The following is a 16,381-nucleotide window of genomic DNA, read 5'->3' as shown; positions in this document are numbered from 1 at the left end:
CTCTTGATGGTTCTTACTTGTTAGACGATTGGAGCGCATGCTACGTGTCGCTTCAGAATATGCCCCTGCGCGAGGGTCGCTGAAGATGTACGTGTCGGGCGGGCAGGTGTGTGCAGTCCTTTTCCTGTAAAAAGACTATCGAGTTCGAAGTACGGTAACCGTCCGACTACGACCGTTGTTGACAGCGTGTCGATATCGAACAGTTACACGCGAAGCGTTGAGTTCAGGCGATGTTGTGGTGAGGCTGATCGGCAACGATCCATGGCAACAGTTCGCCAACGCGATTGACGGGATGCATCGGCGATGCAAGCGATGACGTGGCGAAGGTAGGCCTCGGGATCAAGGCTATTCAGTTTAACTATTTGGTGAACGTCCGACCATGGCGATACTTGACCGCGCACAGATATCGAAGTGCTGAACGTGATTGGCAGCCGGTTCAGGTGCTGTCGAAGCTCCCAGCCGTCAGCGGCCGCGTCAAGAAGGATCATCGGGCCGCCGTGACCAGGCACGTCTGCCGCGCGCCGCGCCGGTGACTTGGTGGTTGTCTGGCTAGGCAACGAATAACCGTTCGACCATCCTTGTAATTAATTAGGGGCAACGTGATAGATATTCCTCTTTCCGACGAGGCTTGGCAGCGTGTCAGTCACTTATTGACCCAAGACTCGAAGCAGCGGTTTGGCCGCCCCGCTCGGGATCCGCGGAACGTATTGAATGCGATTCTTTGGGTCATAGCCCGCAAAGAGAAGTGGCACAGATTACCGGCTACCTTTCCGCCGTCACAGACGTGCTATATCAAATGGCTCCAATGGCGACGCGCTGGTCTTATGTCCAAAATACTAGACGAGTTAAAGGTCGAGGGAATCTGAACGGCGGCAGTGGCGTAACGCATCATCAGCGTGGATATCCGAGGCCGTCAGAGTGCCGGTGCCGGGCGTGTTCGAAAGCTAACCGCTCACGTGGAGAAGTGCCACGCGCACGAACTCCCCACGGGCCTGGTCACAATAATCTGACGCAACTCGCTCGTGACGGTGTATCCAATCTGGTGCTGCCAAACGCGCTATCTCTCGTGTTTGCATCAGAGTGCCGTATTTGTTGGCAGAAGTGCCATCGCTGTATGTGCGATACGCTCGAGCTCGACTTGCGAGGTCCCGTCTCGGGCTTGTACCGACATGCCTTCCAGAACGGTATTGAGCGTCGCGGCCAGTGATTTGACATCCGTCCCGCTGGGGATATCTCCTGCGGTGACCGCCGTCTTCAGGCGGTGCAAAAAGTGCTGCTTGGCTTCGTCCCGAAGTTCCTTCAAGGCGTCCTGAATTTCCTCCGCATTCTTGGAAACATTCGCTGCTCCCAACACGACCATGCACCCGGACGGTGCTTCCTGAGAGGTAAGGATTTTTGCGGCATCACGAAAAAACGCTTTCATACCCCGTCGCAGGTCGGAATCTTTCTCGAGGCGGTGCCAAGCTTCGCCCCAGTAAACGTTCTCATAGTGCCTCGCCGCCTCGATAAACAGCTGCGCCTTGTTCCCGAATGCCGCATATAGGCTTGGAGGATTGATCCCCATCTCAGTGCAAAGCTCTGCGATCGTTGTCGGCTCATATCCGCGCCGCCAGAAAATGCCAAGAGCCTGGTTCAGAGCAGCGTCACGATCAAACCCACGAGGGCGACCTTTGCTTCGGGGAGGTGGAATCTTCGTCATTGCTTTCGACGTTGTCGGAAAATTGAACTATTAGCGTTAGAGGGGGTTGACAGTTTTAATGGCCACTACAAAATAGCATATATAGTGACCGGTACAGAATTCAAGGGCGCACGAGCGCGGCGTAGATCGCTGCTATCGGCACCTGTCACACGTAAGACAAATCATTCAGTTTCGCTTTTGCCCAATTGTGCCGCGAGCCTATAAATGGACGACCTTGATCGTCTGAAGCCAACGGAGGTTCACTAGTCGCAAGAACAGCACCATTTTCAGGTCGTCGGATCAGCGGCAAGGGACTGCATTTCGGAGTTACGCGGCGTTCGAGTCCGACGGCACAATTATCACACAACAGCGTAGGAGGAACGAGATGGTCGCGTCGGCATGCGCTTGTGAAGGCGCTGAGCGCTGAGTCGAGGCGCGACGACGAACGTCTCTTGTGATCACGCGAGGTTTTTTGCAGCAGGGATACGTGGAAACCAGCTAGTCATCCCTCTGTTTATCGCTATGTCTGCGCGTGAAACGGGTTCGTCGGTTCTGACGATCAGAAGAGTCTGGAGACGTAATTGCGCATTATGAAGGAATACCTCCAGAGGCACGGTCAAAATTGGGCAGGGGACTGCGCCGGAAACGTCGTTTGCTCTATCAGAGCTAGTTAACACCCGTACCGCGTAATGAGCTTTCTGATCGATGGCGACTGAATTTATGTGCATTCTGGGACCGATCTCCGGATGCCAGATGCCGACTTGACTTTGCAGCGAAAGCGAACAGTAATACTAAATATTAGTAATACTAATGTAATAAGAATGGCGATAAATGCGCATTTAGCATGCCAACTTCATCGGATCCTTGCATCACTCACGCTATCGATTCGCTGGTTATTCCTATCGACTACAAGCTATTAAAAGAAATTTTCTCCCCGTTTCCGCAAATTATGGAGTATCAACATCATGGCCGTGAGCAGAGTGGAAGATGTGTCTGAAAAGAAGAAACTCGAAGGTTCATTGGGGGTATGGGCGATCGTATTCATGGTAGTTGCGACAGCAGCGCCGCTAACCGTCATGGTCGCCAATACACCACTGATAATCTCCATGGGCAATGGCGCTGCAGCTCCGTTCGACGCATTGATCGGAACGATCATCATGCTGCTGTTCACGGTGGGTTTTGTTGCGATGACCCCGCACATCACCAACGCTGGCGCGTTCTACGCATACATTCAGAAGGGTCTGGGTAGAATTGTGGGGCTCGGCTCTGCCACACTTGCACTGTTCTCCTATTTCTGCATCCTCGTGGCACTTGAGGCATACATTGGCTATGCGATCGGCGATTTTCTGAAGTCGATAGTCGGTGTGTCTGTCCCTTGGCAGATTTTGTCATTACTGGTTGTTGCAATTGTTGGCGTTCTCGGCTACCGGGATGTCGAGCTGAGTGCGAAGTTCCTTGGCGTCGCTCTTGTTCTGGAAATTACCGTCGTCCTGCTAGTCAATCTTGTCATCATCGCGACCCACGCGCGGGGCGGCATCGACTTAACGCCATTTAGTTCTGGCGTAATTAAGTCCGGCTCGCCGGGACTCGGCATCATGTTTGCGATCTATTCGTTTGTCGGTTTCGAGGCGACGGTCGTCTTTCGCGAAGAGGCGCGCGATCCCGATGTGACGATTCCGCGTGCGACCTACGCGGCAGTTCTGATCATCGGAGCGTTTTATGTGATCTCGATGTGGTGTGAAGTCGTCGGTGTGGGCGTGGGACGAGTAATGGATTTCGCAACGCAGCATCCGGCGGACATTTATCTCCTTCTTGCCGAGCAGTATGTCGGTTCGAGCGTCCACAACATCATGCAGGTTCTGCTTCTCACTAGCCTATTTGCGTGCATTCTGTCACTTCATAACATCGTTGTGCGCTACAAGTACGTGTTGGGCCGTTACGGCATTTTGCATAGTTCGCTTGCGAAGGTTCACTTGCGTCACGGCTCTCCTCACGTTTCGTCGGTCGTGCAGACCGTCATGTCACTTGCCGCTATTGTCATGCTCGGAGCGATTGGCCTGTCACCGGTAACGCAAATTTATGCGTGGGGAGCGACGGCAGGGACGATCGGCTATATGGTGATCATTTCCCTGACCTGCATTTCGATCTTCGTATTTTTTTCGAAGAACCGTCGCAATCAGAGGATACTGAATGTTCGCGTGGCACCTGCTCTCGGATTCTTTGGACTCGCCGGATGCCTCGTGATCGCGATTATGAATCTTCCCGCGTTGATCGGTGGAGATGATGCTCCCATCATCGCGAAGTTCATGTTGGGCGTCATAGTGCTTGCATTTGTAGTCGGCGCCATGGCCGCCACGCTGCTGAGAACCCGTTCGCCATCGCGGTTTGAAGGGCTTCGTGAACTCGCATGATCACTATTTCACCGCTACCTTGACGATGGCGAAACGTGCTCGGGACGTTTGCGAAGCGAGAGGCGAGTGCGGCAAGTCGTCTTCTCCGAGACGCATTGCGTCAAGGTGAACACGAAGGCAATATCGGAGTATCGATCCATACGAGCCGGCATCGCCGGCTCGAGACAACAGGAGAATTCAGAACGATGGCAAAGTTAGGTAAAGCATATCTGACAGGCGCTGCGCTCACGATCTGTGGTGTTGCCGGAACATGTCATGCGCAGAGCAGCGTCTTGCTCTTTGGCACTTTAGACGAGGGGATCAATTTCACGAGTAATGCAAGCGGCAAGCATGCATTTCAGATGACGAGTGTCGACCTTGTTGCGAGTCGGTGGGGACTGAAAGGTGATGAGAATCTGGGCGGTGCATGGCATGCGGTATTTGATATCGAAAGCGGTTTCAATGTCGAAAGTGGCAGCGCTGCATATGGTGGACGTTTATTCGGTTATCAATCATATATAGGAATGCAAAATGAAAAATTTGGATCGGTGACATTGGGAAGGCAGTTTGATTCAATTGTCGACATGATCGGGCCGTTGACGGCGAATAGCAGTTGGGGCGGCCTCTTGTTCTCTCATCCGTTGGACAACGACAACACTGATGCGACTTGGCATGCGAGCAACTCGATCAAATATACGTCGGCGGTCTATGGCGGAATCACAAGCACTGCAATGTACGGCTTCAGTAATCAGCCCGGAAGCTTTGCCGGAAACCGTGTCTGGAGTGCCGGATTGAGCTACACGCATGAAACGTTCACTGCTGCCGCTGCATACGCGGACCTAGGCGCCCCCGGAACGAATGCGACAGGCGCGATCGCGTCGAATGACTCCGGGTTTGTCGCAGAAAATCAAAAAATATGGGGTGTGGCGACAAACTATGGCTTCAGCTCCGTGAGCCTCGGTGCTGTCTACACACACACGCTCATTAAGCAAGCATTGTCGTCGATTTATATAGGCAATCTAGGATTCAACAGCTTGAACTTCGACAATGCGGAGTTGAATGTACGGTATACCGTGACGCCCGCGTTCTTCGTCGGCGCAATGTACACATTCACGCGCGCGACATTACAGCAGGTCGGAGAGCATGTGCTGCATTGGAACCAGTTTGGTGTGGCCGCGCAGTACAGCCTCTCGAAGCGCACGGCTGTGTATGCTCAATATGTCTACCAGAAGGTTTCGGGCGGTGGTACTGGAACGAATCTCGACCATGCCTATATCCCGGGAGCAAACGATGTATCGTCGAATTCTCACCAGATGTTGGCGCGTGTGGGTCTTACCCATTCTTTCTAGCTGTTGCTCATTTTGCGTGCATTCGACGCAGGTCCGATGAGTTGGACTGACACGCTGGGTAGCCTTGAACGGTCGGAGTCTGCCCGGCGCCAAATGCACGAACGGCGTACACAGAAGTGCGATGTTGGCGCTCCCATCGCGCACGGAGCGAATATTCTCGAAATATGGCAATTTTGTCGCGACCGGATATACGGATTTTTCGACGATGCATGATCAGGGCATCGCTAACCGCTGCGGTACGGTGAGCAGCGAGAAAGATCCCCTTTTGTATGCAAGCCACTGTCGGTTAGCTGATAGCAGATGTTCTTGTCGCCGGGAGTTATCACACGGGCGTCTTTGGCGATGGACGTTTCATTCAAGTCTTTCGAACGAGGTGTGAGCAAATTTCACGCGGGCCGCGTGTCTCCTTTTTCCGATCCCAGCCAGTATCGCCTTTACCACGAAGCCCGAGGATGCACGACGGCGCCTCACGATTAGCGTGAGCGCCGCGGCAGCATCGCGAGTACGTCTGGTTCCCGTGCGGCAAGCGCGCCCTTCAGGTAGTCGACCAGCGCAGTTACACGTCGCGGCTGGAATTGGCGCGACAAATATACCGCATACAGATCGGCCGGTGGACAAGGGTAATTTTGCAAGACGGCAACCAGCCGGCCAGCACGCAGGTCGTCCGCCACGTCCCAGATGGATTTCAGGGCGAGTCCGGCGCCCTGCAATGCGAGCTCTTGCTGCACATCGCCATTTTCTGTCGACAACGTGCCGCGTACGGGCACGTGGATCGGCCCCGTGTGACCGAGGAAGGTCCATTCGAGCAGTGTTTCGCTGCTCCCCTGAATAACGATGCATTCCTGCTGGAGCAGATCCAGTGGCCGCTGCGGCACGCCCATGCGATCGAGATACACCGGGCTGCCGACGATGACCCTTCGGTTGGCTGCAAGTCGTGTCGCGACGAGCGTCGAATCAGTGAGCGGCCCCAGTCGCAGAGCGACATCGTGGCGGCCGCTACCAAGATCCTGCACCGCGTCCGATACGGACAGGCGAACATGCACTTTGGGCTGATCCGCGCAGAACGCCACAAGCAAGGGCGCAAGCACGCGCCGACCGAAGCTTGGCGTTGAGGTCAGGCGGACTGTGCCTGACGGCGCGATGGCGGCCGCGGCGACAGAAGACTCGACTTCGGCGACATCGTCCAGGATTCGCTGGCAGTCGCGAAAATAGCGTTCACCTTCCTCGGTTAGTGAGCATTGACGCGTCGTCCGATTCAGCAGCCGTACGCCGAGTCGCATTTCCAGCGCGTTGACCCGTTTGCTGACCATCGCCACGGACACGTTCAGATCGCGCGCAGCCGCAGACAAACTGCCGCTGCGGGCGATGGTGACCAGCGTGCGCATGTCTTCGAGGGTGTCCATGATCGATATTTAACCATAAGTTAAAAGTGGTTAGACTCGCCGTGCTATACCGCGTGTCGACGTCATCCCGTACGCTCCCGTCCATAGCGTGACATTTACTTTTCCACGCCGCCGCTCGGTAGTTACGCGGCGTCTTTATCTCGTCAAGGCGTGATTGACATGAACTTGCTGGCCAGACCATTCGACCCGACTCACGACGCCGCACTTGTAACCGGTGCGGGTAACGGGATCGGCCGGGCTATCGCGCAAGCGCTGGTCGGCGAGGGCGTGAAAACCGTATTCGCAGACGTGCGCGAGGATTGGGTGGCCGCCGCGGTTAGGGCGTCGCCATGCCCGGAGTTGGCAATCCCGTGGGTCGGCGATCTGGCGAGTCTTGAGTCATGCAACGCGCTGCTGGCTCACGCGAATGGCGTCCTCGGGCGCGTGACGCATTTTGTGCATAGCGCGTCTCCCGGTCGCAAGGAGGTGGATCATGCACTGGCAGTATCCCGGGAAACCTGGCAACAAATGCATGCGGTCAATATCGATGCGGGTTTTCATCTCGCACGTGAGTTGGCGCGCCTGCTGATCGACGCTCGGGTGCCGGGATCATTTCTTATGGTCACATCCCTGCACGCCGGAACTCCACGCAATCTGCCGCACTACAGTACTGCGAAGGCCGCGCTTTCGATGCTGGTGATGGAGTTGGCGAAGACGCTGGGGCGGTTCGGAATCCGCGTCAACGCCTTGGCGCCGGGTGCCATTGCCGAGGGAGGCTTCGTTGCCGATCCCGCGTTGGCTCGACATATTCCGCTCGGCCGACTTGGACGCGCTGAGGATCTTGCTCCCATGGCGCTGGCGGTCCTGTCGAATCGTGTTTCTGCCTATGTGACCGGCACGACGATCGTGGTCGACGGAGGATTGTCGTTGACGAACTGGTTTGATCCTCCCTCGCTTGACGATCTGTGACCCGATGCAAGTGCACCGCCTGGTCCCACGACGGCCACGCCCTCTCAGGGCGATGCTTTGTGCGTCGCGGTATGACGCGGTCAGATGTTGGCCGATACTTATACGATTCTTCTTTAAGGAGCCACGCAATGAGTGAAGAGTCTCGTAGGCCCGGTCGGTCGCCGGTAACGAGCCACCCCACGGAGGCGGCATCGCTAATCAACAATGAAACGGGTGGTTACCGAATTCTGCCAGGTGGCGGAGCATATTGCACAGGCATCATTCCGCACCACGCTTTTGAGGTCGTTCGTGTCCAGTTGCGGAATTGGCTTCCATTGGACCAGGCATACCTATTTATCGACGCATATCTTAAAGCCGTTGGGCGGCCCGTTCAGGCATTTTGCGGAATTGAAATGCGTGTGCCTGCGCCGCTGAGTTTGGATGACTGGTCGAGCTTCAACGTGCCTTACCTTGAACAGTTAGATAAATGGGGACTGATATACGAAGGTTATAGCGGCGTGTGCCGATCGAATATCGCGCTCGCCGTGCATGCCCCCAAGGTGGCCTCAATGTGCGCGTTCAGCTACACGGCGCCGGCATCGGCGAATGGGCGGAGTTTCTGCCTGTCGGGTACTGCGGACGTCGACGCGATTGGCAAGATCGTTGCCCCGGGGGACGTGAGTACCGACGCTATGCGAAAGCGTGCCCGGTATACGATCGACGTAATCGGACAGAACCTCGACAAGCTGGGACTATCGTGGAGCCACGCGAACCAGCTCGCCATTTTTCACGTCGCGAACATTCCGGATCTCTGGGGTCCGTCCTTGCTCGGCGGTCTCGGCGAGACGCTGCGTCAGGGCGTGATCGTCTATAGAGCCCGGCCGCCGATTGCGGGCGGTGAAGTCGAGCTCGAAGCACGCGGCGCTCGACAGGACACTATCGTGTCAAACTGACTGGATGTGTATTGCAAAACACGGTTCGGCTCTGTCAGGTTGATGATGAGGCGGCGGTAGAATGAAGTGATGAAGAAAACGAAGTCTCTTTATAACGGTCATCGCTTCCCTGCCGTCGTCATCAGCTGCGCGGTTCGCTGGTATTTCCGGTTCAGCCTTGAGCCTGCGCGACATCGAGGAGTTGTTGCTCGAGCGTGGTGTCGTGGTCACATACGGCACGATCCGTTGCTGGTGCGACAAATTCGGAGCTGGATTCGCCCATTGTGCCAAAGCGGTGCGGCGCAAGCCGGGCAGCACATGGCATCTGGACGAGATGTTTGTGACGCTGCGCGGCGAGCCGTATCTGTTGTGGCGAGCGGTCGACGAACATGGTGCCGAACTCGACGTGCTGGTGCAAAAGCAGCGCGACAAGGCTGCGGCAAAGCGCTTCTTCCGAAGAGTGCTGCGTTCAAACCCGGTGCCGCGCAAGATCATTACCGACCAGCTATCCGGCGGCGAAGGCTGACATTCCCGAGCTCGCTCATGTGAAGCACGTTTTCGTCAAGGCGGCTGCACGTGTGAACAACCGTGCCGAGAACAGCCACCAGCCGACCCGCAGGCGCGAACGCCAGATGTGCGGCTTTCGCGATGCACGTCGCACGCAAGCGTTTCTCTCAAGTTTTGGCCCGATCCGGCAGCACTTCGCGTTGCCCAGGCATCAGATGAACGCGGCACGCCATCGTGCCGTACTCCGGGAACGCTTCGCCGCATGGCATGGTTGGACCGTTACTGGTACAGTCGAGAAAGTTATCTGATAAGGATAACTACTCTTGACGTAGACAAGTAGGCTGCGACCGCCAACTTGACAGAGCCGACACGACAGATGCGTAGGCAGCAACGCAGTCCGAATTAAAGCATCAGAGATGCGGGTTGACACCACCAATCGTTCCTCAATGCCCGCTCAAATGAATACATAATGGAGTATCGCTATGGTCAAGGACGCGCGTCAGTCGCGGCGCCGATTCGTTCAGGACACGCTGGCCGTCACAAGTGTATTGCCGATTGCATCGATGATAAGCGGCTGCGCAGGAAGATTTGGCCTTTCGCCTCGTCCGTCGCTGAGCGTTGACCAGCAGGTCGCCCTAACCGCCACTGAGGCTTTGCAGGCGATGCAGGATGGCACGTTAACATCCGAAGCCTACGTAACTACGCTGCTTGCACGTGCCAACGCGCTAAAGGGTTTGAACAGCTGGATCGCGTTGAATACCGATGGCGCGCTTGCTGCCGCAAGAAAAATCGATGCTGCACGCGCAGCCGGTCGGAAACTCGGTCCGCTGGCGGGACTACCTATCTATGTCAAGGACAACATTGATGCTGAAGGATTCCCGACGACGGCGGGAACGCCGGCGCTGAAGCATCTGATGCCAGCGCAGAACGCGCCTACGCTTCAGCGCTTACTTGATGCTGGCGCAATTGTTCTGGCAAAAGCGAATATGCATGAACTGGCGTTTGGCAGCACCTCGACAAACGTCGCGTTCGGATTCGTTCAGAACCCCTACGATCGAAGCCGGGTGCCGGGTGGCTCGTCAGGCGGGACGGGTGCTGGCATCGCTGCGCGAATCGTCCCGGCAGGCCTCGGGACGGATACCGGAGCATCGGTTCGGCATCCGGCGTCATTCTGCGGTATCGCAGCCTTGCGTCCGTCGGTCGGCAGTGGTGGTTTGGAGCGCCGCTACTCGGGAGCTCGCGTCGTGCCCATATCGCGGACGCGCGACACGGTTGGGCCAATGGGCCGTTCGATAGCCGACATCGCCATACTCGACGCCATCATCACCGGGACAGCTGTCCCGACTCCAGCACCACTGGCGGGTCTCAGACTCGGGCTGCCGAAAAGCTACTTCTGGGAGAATCTGGACGACCCAGTCCGTCAGGTCGCGGAAGCGGCCGTCGACAAGTTGCGAGCCGCCGGTGTGCAGATCATCGAAGCGGATCTAGACTCCATCGGCAACCTCAACCAGAAGGTTTCGCTGCCGGTAGCCTTTTACGAGGCCTATCGAGATATTCCGCTTTATCTGAAGGCCGAAGGAAGTACGATCACGCTGCAACAAGTGATTGCGCAGATTGCCAGCCCGGACGTTAGAGGAATTTTTGCTGTCGCCGCCAAAACGACGCTCGCGGACTACACGCAAGCGATGGCGATCTACCGGCCGCAATTGATCGCGCTCTATTCAGCTTATTTCGCTGCAAATCGAGTTGACGGCATTATCTTCCCAACCGTTCCGATCGTTCCGCCGCCGATCGATCCAAGCTTTGGAGGCACCGTGAGCATCAACGGTGTGCCCCAGCCTGGTGGACGAACGGCGGAGTTCAGTGTCTTGATACGCAACGTCGATCCGGCCAGCAACGCCGGCTTGCCGGGTCTAGCCTTCCCGGCTGGGCTGACTCCGTCTGGTTTGCCGATTGGACTTGAAATCGACGGACCGTTAGGCAGCGACAAACGCTTGCTGTCGATCGGGCTGTCAATCGAGGCATTGCTGGGGCGCTTGCCCGCCCCGAACGTTTAAGCTTCGATCAAAACGCATTTGCGCTTGCCCATTGTTTCATTGGCATCTTCGATGCCGCAGTTCTCAATTGCCTACGCTGCGGTGACTATCGCATTGTGCTCGCGCGACACAGTTTCCGGAAGCATAGGCGGATGACCAAACTGGACCAACTTAAGCGTATAGCCAGTGATGTCTTGACCTGACGTTGAAGTTACCGGTGTGTGCGGAGCTGGTCAGCGACGTCCTACGGCGTGAGTTCGTCGACGCGGTTATCAGCTCGGCTTTCATCACGCCTGGTGGTTCATGGCAAAACGGCTTCGTCGAAAGATTCAACGGCAAGCTGCGCGACGATTTGCAGAATCGAGCTTGGTTCCGTAGCTGCGCCGAAGCCAGCGCCAGCACCTCCTAGTCGTTGCCACATTGCTGAAGATCCGCTACGCCTTGAAAAAACTCTACGCTGCTAGACTAAAATTTCCTGTAGCGGTAATGGGATCTCGTCATCGGGAACTGTCAGAGCGAACCGTTAGCCACACAAAACCGTGTAGCTACCGAAAAGGGAGAATCGGTGTTGGCAGTTAACTGGAGCGGCCATGATGGTATAGATGCATATGGCTGCCCAGTCCGAATGTTATCGAAATTCTCACGTTTCAATGACGGTCCGGTCGCTCGGCGTGTCCCGATCGCTCTGGGTAGGGAGTAGGGTCGCCGAAATCCGGCCTCGCGCAAGGCTGACGCGACTTTTGGGGGAGGCGAGTTTTACGCACTCCAGATCGCTGTGGGCCATTGCAAGCTGCTCCGGGCTATGATTTGCCGGTCGCACGCGCGCGGTGACGCAACACGTGTTTTACCAACCGTACTTCGCGCCTTGACAAGTTAGTTGTTCAGTTATGGACAAGTGCCGGCGCGTGATAGAAATTATCCTTGGACAATCTCGACGAATGGCGCGTCGGCGCCACATATCGGTTACTTGCTCGCAGGGTAGCTATGGGAGCTTACCTTTCGTTCTGGTTAAGCGTTCGCTCCGTCACCAAAATCTGGCAGAATCAATGGCGACACTTGTCCAAAGAATACGGAATGCTCCGCATAAGGGTGCGAGTTTCAGCTGCTGCCAGGAAGGGGGACCTCGGTGTCTTGCCATCTGGCCGGTGAGTCATCCGAAGGGGGCCGCGAGATAGTTTTGGCCGTGGCCCTGATCCGGCACCCAGAGTGAACGAGATGGTTCGCGAAAATATTGATGGGAGAAGAACGTCATGTCGCTCACTGCGGAATTCGAACTGCCTTACACACCGACGTTCAGAGATCTCTCGCCAGTAGGTCTTGGCGACTGGGAGCGTTCACTCGACGGTATCGTGATCCCCGGCGATATCCGGTTTTCGGACTCAGGAGGGCCAGGCCAGGTCCGCGCGTGCCGACTGACCGGTGGTGGCGTTTTGGCGACAGTGCGGCTCGGGCATCAGGAGGTGAACCACGATCAGGGGCATGTGAGCGCTCTCGCCGGCGACGACGTTATTATCCTAGTGGCACTTTCTGGTAGTGGCGCTATCAGTCAGCAGGGCAAAACATTGAGCTTTCATCGGGGAGACATTACGTATCGGCGCGCACGTTTGCCTTCGCATGCAGTAATCACCGAAACGGCGAATCTTGTCATACTGCGACTGCCGATTGCTCGATTGCTGGGTCACGTCGTCTCTCGGCATGCTTTGTTCGAGCCCCGTCGCGCGGATTCAAGTTCCGCGATTGCGCGGATGATTCATCACTTCATCGATGGCGTGCTGCCAGAATTTTCGCGGATGAGTATTGATGCGGTGACCGCTGCGGAGCATGCAATCGTGTCCCTTCTGTGCGCCGCTTATTATGAGGCTACAGATAACAGCGCGCACGCCGAGGCTGTTCCTCGGAAATCTTGCAACGCACTACGCTGGTCACACCTCTGTTCTTATATCACTGCCAATATTCGGAATTCTGAGCTCGATGTCTCGTCCTGCGCGACTGCTCTCGGTGTATCTCGACGATACATCCACAAAATGTTTGAATCGATGGGTGTCCACTACCGAACGTTTATCCTGCAACACCGTCTGGAGGGTTGTCGTAGCGATCTGCTGAGTCCCGTGTGCGTCGCACATTCTATAGAGAGTATTGCGTACCGCAACGGGTTCAAGGACGCTGCGCACTTCAGCCGACGTTTTCACGCACGATATGGCGTGACTCCACGTGAGTTTCGCAGGGGAAACGGCGCACCGTCGATCCCGCTGGAGAAAGGACCGGATTGGAGTAGTCGTGAAGTTGGGTTGGGTTGCAACGGCGATACGGTGAAGTCTGTATGATGCATCAGATCACAGTTGCAGATAGTCCTGCGCGCAACACGGCGTAGCTCAACGGTTATCAAGCCCGGTATCGCAGGTGGCTCATCAGGCACGCGTTGCGCGTGTAGCATTACTCAATAAATTTCCACAGACGTTTCGGTGCGGGGTGCATTGTGAGTGCCGACGCCAGAGTGCAACGTGATGAGCGGGCTCGACATGACGGAGCCATGTTGGCAGCGCCACTTGGTCAGCATAGCGCTGGCCATGAGATCGAGTGCGCCGTCAGTTTGACTCAACGAATTTTCGCAACGCGGCATCACGGATTTCGAATACGTCGAATATGCCGATCGCGCGAAGTGCGGGTAGCGCATCGATGATGTCGTGTTCGGCGATCATCTTGTTCGCTTCGGGCGCCGACAGGGTCACCCAAATCCTGGCATTTTCCAGGAATGCACCCACTGTGCCTTTGCGGACTGTGACTCCGTTGAATTCGTCCTGATTGAGATGGTCCGGAAGAAGCTGTTCGGCTCGCATGTAAATTCCCCCAGTTGGCAATGGAGTAATCAGTCTAGCTTCCAATTTTTCCCATAGCTCCGGTAAAAGAGACATTCGATACGTAAATTCGGCCATGACTGCACCTCTCATCTCTCTTCCCCAGGCTACTTCGTCCAATGGACCGTTCGTGATTGCGGTCGAACTCAGCCAAAGCGACGCACGTTCTACTCGGGCCCACAATCACGCTCGAGGGCAACTGCTTGGCGCAACGAGTGGGCTGTTGTCAGTGGGTGTCGGCGGGCAACAATGGGTTGTTCCTGCAATTCACGCAGCGTGGGTGCCACCTCACTGCACGCACTCGATACGCTCGTATGGTCCATTTTCTGGATGGAGCGTCTATGTCGCAGAGGACACGTGTGCCATGCTTCCGGCGCAGCCTTGTACGATCAGGATGTCGAGTCTCCTGCGTGAAGCCGCACGCCGAGCGGCGACTTGGGAAACGGGTGATCTTGACGCTCGGCAGGTACACATTGCTGACGTGATCGTTGACGAAATCTCAGTTGCTCGACATGAGCCGTTAGGGCTGCCGCTTCCGTGTGATGTACGTCTGCTGCGGATCACAGAAGCTCTGGTGAGTGACCTTTCGGATAATCGGCGCCTGGAAGAGTGGGCGAGGTGGGCGGGCATTACACCGCGCACCCTGAGCCGGCGTTTTGTGGCCGAAACTGGTTTCAGCTTCGCTGGCTGGCGCCAGCAGGCCCGTCTACTGCGCGCACTTGAATTGCTCGCCGAGGGGAAGGCCGTGACCGTTGTCGCTTTAGAGCTCGGCTATGACAATGTGAGTGCTTTCATCGATATGTTCAGGCGCTCACTCGGAACGACCCCGGGACGATATTTTGAGGCTGGTGCACAATGATCGCCTGAAAGAGAAGGTTTCGACTAGTGACGTACGGGCATTGGGGTGCGATCGTTCGTATGCCAATTCGATACCTGCCGGGATATTCAAGTATGGTCGAACATTGTATGCAGACAACACCTGTGTTCGTCTGGCTCGATCGCAGTATTGATTGTCGCAAATTCCGCAGTCAATTCAGATCCTGCGGAGTACATTATTTTCCAAGGTTAATTTATGAATATTTTCACGGTCATGGACAATTCCGGGTGAGCCTTTCTTTGCGTCGAAATTCATATCTTCTATAATTTTAAATTTTCTGGATAATCTGAATTTTTGATGATTGGGGGCTGAATCCGGTAATATTGACGTGGTGAAAAATTTATTTGCAAGAATAAAGTTTATGTCGCCAAGTGAATTTTATTTGTTATTAACATTACTAAACTTGGCTTGGAATTAATAAATTTACATGTTGGTTGATAATCCACAATATGCCGTCATAAATTTCTTTGTGCATGGTAAATTTATTCGTGGTTTATTTGGCGGGACAATTTTTAGATTTGGCGCGTTTATAATGAGAAATGGAGAAAAGATGAAAATTTTCAATGTTGATCGTCTTCGGTTGATTACAGTGTTTGTTGCCCTTGCGGCTTGCAAATCCATGATTGCTGACGCTCAAACCGCCTCTTCCGCGCAAATGGTGGCTCCCTTTGGGTCGACGCAACTGGCCAATTCCTTCTCGTCTGTACCGCAAACAGCACAAGAAAAGGCGCGGTCAAACGCTTTGCAACTCATAGCTAATCCAGCCGCTTACATGCAAATGGTGCTTAGTGAAGTATGCTTTGGTTCTGAAAGTCAATACCCGCTTATTGCTACGATTAGCCGATATTTTAGTCCGAACTATCAGCAATATACGAATGACGAACTGTTGAATTATAATGATTTTGTCACTCATATCGCTGCTCTTCGCGCGTCAGTAACCAGTGGGAAGGTCACAGTTCTTGATGCTGTATTCCAAGGGGACACAATTGCGGATCGGCATATCGTTTCTGTAATACTCCCTGATGGTACGACAAGTCAATCTGAGGTCTACTTATTTGGGAAATTTTCTCCTGATGGGCGATTGAAAATCGTACACGAAGCTACGCGATCCATCACCGGTGATACAAGTGCTGGGAAGTTGTGACGCTTTTAAGCTGGATTTAAATGTAAAGTACAAAGGTTCTACCCAGTGATCGTCGCAAGTGAAGTAGAGTGGGTATGGTTTAACAGTATGTTGTCTGTTGTCGTCGGCGACACCCATCAGCTAAAGCTTGAATCACTGATCGCCTATGTTCACGTGAACATAGGCGATCAGTGCGCATGACAGAAAAGAGACTTGCGACGCGGCTTGGCCATCAGCAGGAAACGCAACAGTTATTGGCACCTGCAAACTCCACAGCAGCGATCTCGGCGTCCATCCGCGCTAC

12 protein-coding genes and 3 pseudogenes are annotated in these 16,381 nt (G+C 55.1%); 11 read left to right on the top strand and 4 right to left on the bottom strand.

Features of this window, described 5'->3' with window-relative positions; all coding sequences use genetic code 11:
* Positions 1–223 precede the first annotated feature (223 nt).
* A pseudogene (locus tag PQR40_RS39095) lies at positions 224–356 on the bottom strand (transposase domain-containing protein); the annotation flags it as partial.
* Between the two features lie 243 nt (positions 357–599).
* Between PQR40_RS39095 and PQR40_RS38500 the strand changes: the two are divergent.
* Positions 600–866, top strand: coding sequence for a transposase (locus tag PQR40_RS38500; RefSeq protein WP_408511230.1), 267 nt, complete (start codon positions 600–602; stop codon positions 864–866).
* 209 nt (positions 867–1,075) lie between these two features.
* Here the strand turns inward: PQR40_RS38500 and PQR40_RS38495 are convergent, their stop codons facing one another.
* Complete coding sequence (locus PQR40_RS38495; protein WP_408511229.1) at positions 1,076–1,699, bottom strand: TetR/AcrR family transcriptional regulator; 624 nt, start codon at positions 1,697–1,699, stop codon at positions 1,076–1,078.
* Positions 1,700–2,643: 944 nt separating this feature from the next.
* Here PQR40_RS38495 and PQR40_RS38490 point away from each other — a divergent pair.
* Both PQR40_RS38490 and PQR40_RS38485 read left to right on the top strand, forming a co-directional pair.
* The gene (locus tag PQR40_RS38490) at positions 2,644–4,089 is read left to right on the top strand and encodes an APC family permease (RefSeq protein ID WP_408511228.1); all 1,446 of its coding nucleotides are present in this window, start codon (positions 2,644–2,646) and stop codon (positions 4,087–4,089) included.
* 185 nt (positions 4,090–4,274) lie between these two features.
* Positions 4,275–5,417: a porin gene (locus PQR40_RS38485; RefSeq protein WP_408511227.1), complete on the top strand. Its 1,143-nt coding sequence runs from the start codon at positions 4,275–4,277 to the stop codon at positions 5,415–5,417.
* A gap of 473 nt (positions 5,418–5,890) precedes the next feature.
* Here the strand turns inward: PQR40_RS38485 and PQR40_RS38480 are convergent, their stop codons facing one another.
* The gene (locus PQR40_RS38480) at positions 5,891–6,820 is read right to left on the bottom strand and encodes a LysR family transcriptional regulator (RefSeq protein ID WP_408511226.1); all 930 of its coding nucleotides are present in this window, start codon (positions 6,818–6,820) and stop codon (positions 5,891–5,893) included.
* A 159-nt stretch (positions 6,821–6,979) separates the two neighbouring features.
* Between PQR40_RS38480 and PQR40_RS38475 the strand changes: the two genes are divergently transcribed.
* The 6 genes and pseudogenes from PQR40_RS38475 (at position 6,980) to PQR40_RS38450 (ending at position 13,546) form a co-directional block, all read left to right on the top strand.
* Entirely contained in the window at positions 6,980–7,768 is a 789-nt protein-coding gene (locus tag PQR40_RS38475; RefSeq protein WP_408511225.1) for an SDR family NAD(P)-dependent oxidoreductase, read from the top strand.
* A 71-nt stretch (positions 7,769–7,839) separates the two neighbouring features.
* Complete coding sequence (gene cnbZ / locus PQR40_RS39090) at positions 7,840–8,700, top strand: 2-amino-5-chloromuconate deaminase CnbZ (RefSeq protein WP_459252666.1); 861 nt, start codon at positions 7,840–7,842, stop codon at positions 8,698–8,700.
* 69 nt (positions 8,701–8,769) lie between these two features.
* Positions 8,770–9,494 (top strand): annotated as a pseudogene (locus tag PQR40_RS38465) (IS6 family transposase).
* A gap of 255 nt (positions 9,495–9,749) precedes the next feature.
* Positions 9,750–11,243 carry an indoleacetamide hydrolase gene (iaaH, locus tag PQR40_RS38460; RefSeq protein WP_408511232.1) on the top strand — a complete coding sequence of 498 codons (1,494 nt, stop codon included), beginning with the start codon at positions 9,750–9,752 and terminating at the stop codon, positions 11,241–11,243.
* Positions 11,244–11,478: 235 nt separating this feature from the next.
* Positions 11,479–11,613 (top strand): annotated as a pseudogene (locus tag PQR40_RS38455) (integrase core domain-containing protein); the annotation flags it as partial.
* A gap of 859 nt (positions 11,614–12,472) precedes the next feature.
* The gene (locus PQR40_RS38450; protein ID WP_408511223.1) at positions 12,473–13,546 is read left to right on the top strand and encodes a helix-turn-helix domain-containing protein; all 1,074 of its coding nucleotides are present in this window, start codon (positions 12,473–12,475) and stop codon (positions 13,544–13,546) included.
* 261 nt (positions 13,547–13,807) lie between these two features.
* Here the strand turns inward: PQR40_RS38450 and PQR40_RS38445 are convergent, their stop codons facing one another.
* Entirely contained in the window at positions 13,808–14,059 is a 252-nt protein-coding gene (locus PQR40_RS38445) for a hypothetical protein (RefSeq protein ID WP_408511231.1), read from the bottom strand.
* Positions 14,060–14,153: 94 nt separating this feature from the next.
* On the opposite strand from PQR40_RS38445, the gene PQR40_RS38440 reads away from it, so the two are divergent.
* Positions 14,154–14,936, top strand: coding sequence for an AraC family transcriptional regulator (locus tag PQR40_RS38440; protein ID WP_408511222.1), 783 nt, complete (start codon positions 14,154–14,156; stop codon positions 14,934–14,936).
* Between the two features lie 445 nt (positions 14,937–15,381).
* On the top strand, positions 15,382–16,098 hold the full coding sequence (locus tag PQR40_RS38435; protein ID WP_408511221.1) for a hypothetical protein: 717 nt from the start codon (positions 15,382–15,384) through the stop codon (positions 16,096–16,098).
* Positions 16,099–16,381 lie beyond the last annotated feature (283 nt).

Source organism: Paraburkholderia sediminicola, from assembly GCF_046026855.1.
GTDB lineage: Bacteria > Pseudomonadota > Gammaproteobacteria > Burkholderiales > Burkholderiaceae > Paraburkholderia > Paraburkholderia sediminicola_A.
Note: the sequence above shows the minus strand (reverse complement) of the source record. Positions and strands in the feature narration are given on the sequence as shown.

What these genes read in the sequence shown, in the direction of transcription:
- PQR40_RS38495 (WP_408511229.1), bottom strand. Translation starts at nt 1,699, where the DNA reads ATGACGAAGATTCCACCTCCCCGAAGCAAAGGTCGCCCTCGTGGGTTT.
- PQR40_RS38490 (WP_408511228.1), top strand. Translation starts at nt 2,644, where the DNA reads ATGGCCGTGAGCAGAGTGGAAGATGTGTCTGAAAAGAAGAAACTCGAA.
- PQR40_RS38485 (WP_408511227.1), top strand. Translation starts at nt 4,275, where the DNA reads ATGGCAAAGTTAGGTAAAGCATATCTGACAGGCGCTGCGCTCACGATC.
- PQR40_RS38480 (WP_408511226.1), bottom strand. Translation starts at nt 6,820, where the DNA reads ATGGACACCCTCGAAGACATGCGCACGCTGGTCACCATCGCCCGCAGC.
- PQR40_RS38475 (WP_408511225.1), top strand. Translation starts at nt 6,980, where the DNA reads ATGAACTTGCTGGCCAGACCATTCGACCCGACTCACGACGCCGCACTT.
- cnbZ (WP_459252666.1), top strand. Translation starts at nt 7,840, where the DNA reads ATGACGCGGTCAGATGTTGGCCGATACTTATACGATTCTTCTTTAAGG.
- iaaH (WP_408511232.1), top strand. Translation starts at nt 9,750, where the DNA reads ATGATAAGCGGCTGCGCAGGAAGATTTGGCCTTTCGCCTCGTCCGTCG.
- PQR40_RS38450 (WP_408511223.1), top strand. Translation starts at nt 12,473, where the DNA reads ATGTCGCTCACTGCGGAATTCGAACTGCCTTACACACCGACGTTCAGA.
- PQR40_RS38445 (WP_408511231.1), bottom strand. Translation starts at nt 14,059, where the DNA reads ATGCGAGCCGAACAGCTTCTTCCGGACCATCTCAATCAGGACGAATTC.
- PQR40_RS38440 (WP_408511222.1), top strand. Translation starts at nt 14,154, where the DNA reads ATGACTGCACCTCTCATCTCTCTTCCCCAGGCTACTTCGTCCAATGGA.
- PQR40_RS38435 (WP_408511221.1), top strand. Translation starts at nt 15,382, where the DNA reads ATGTTGGTTGATAATCCACAATATGCCGTCATAAATTTCTTTGTGCAT.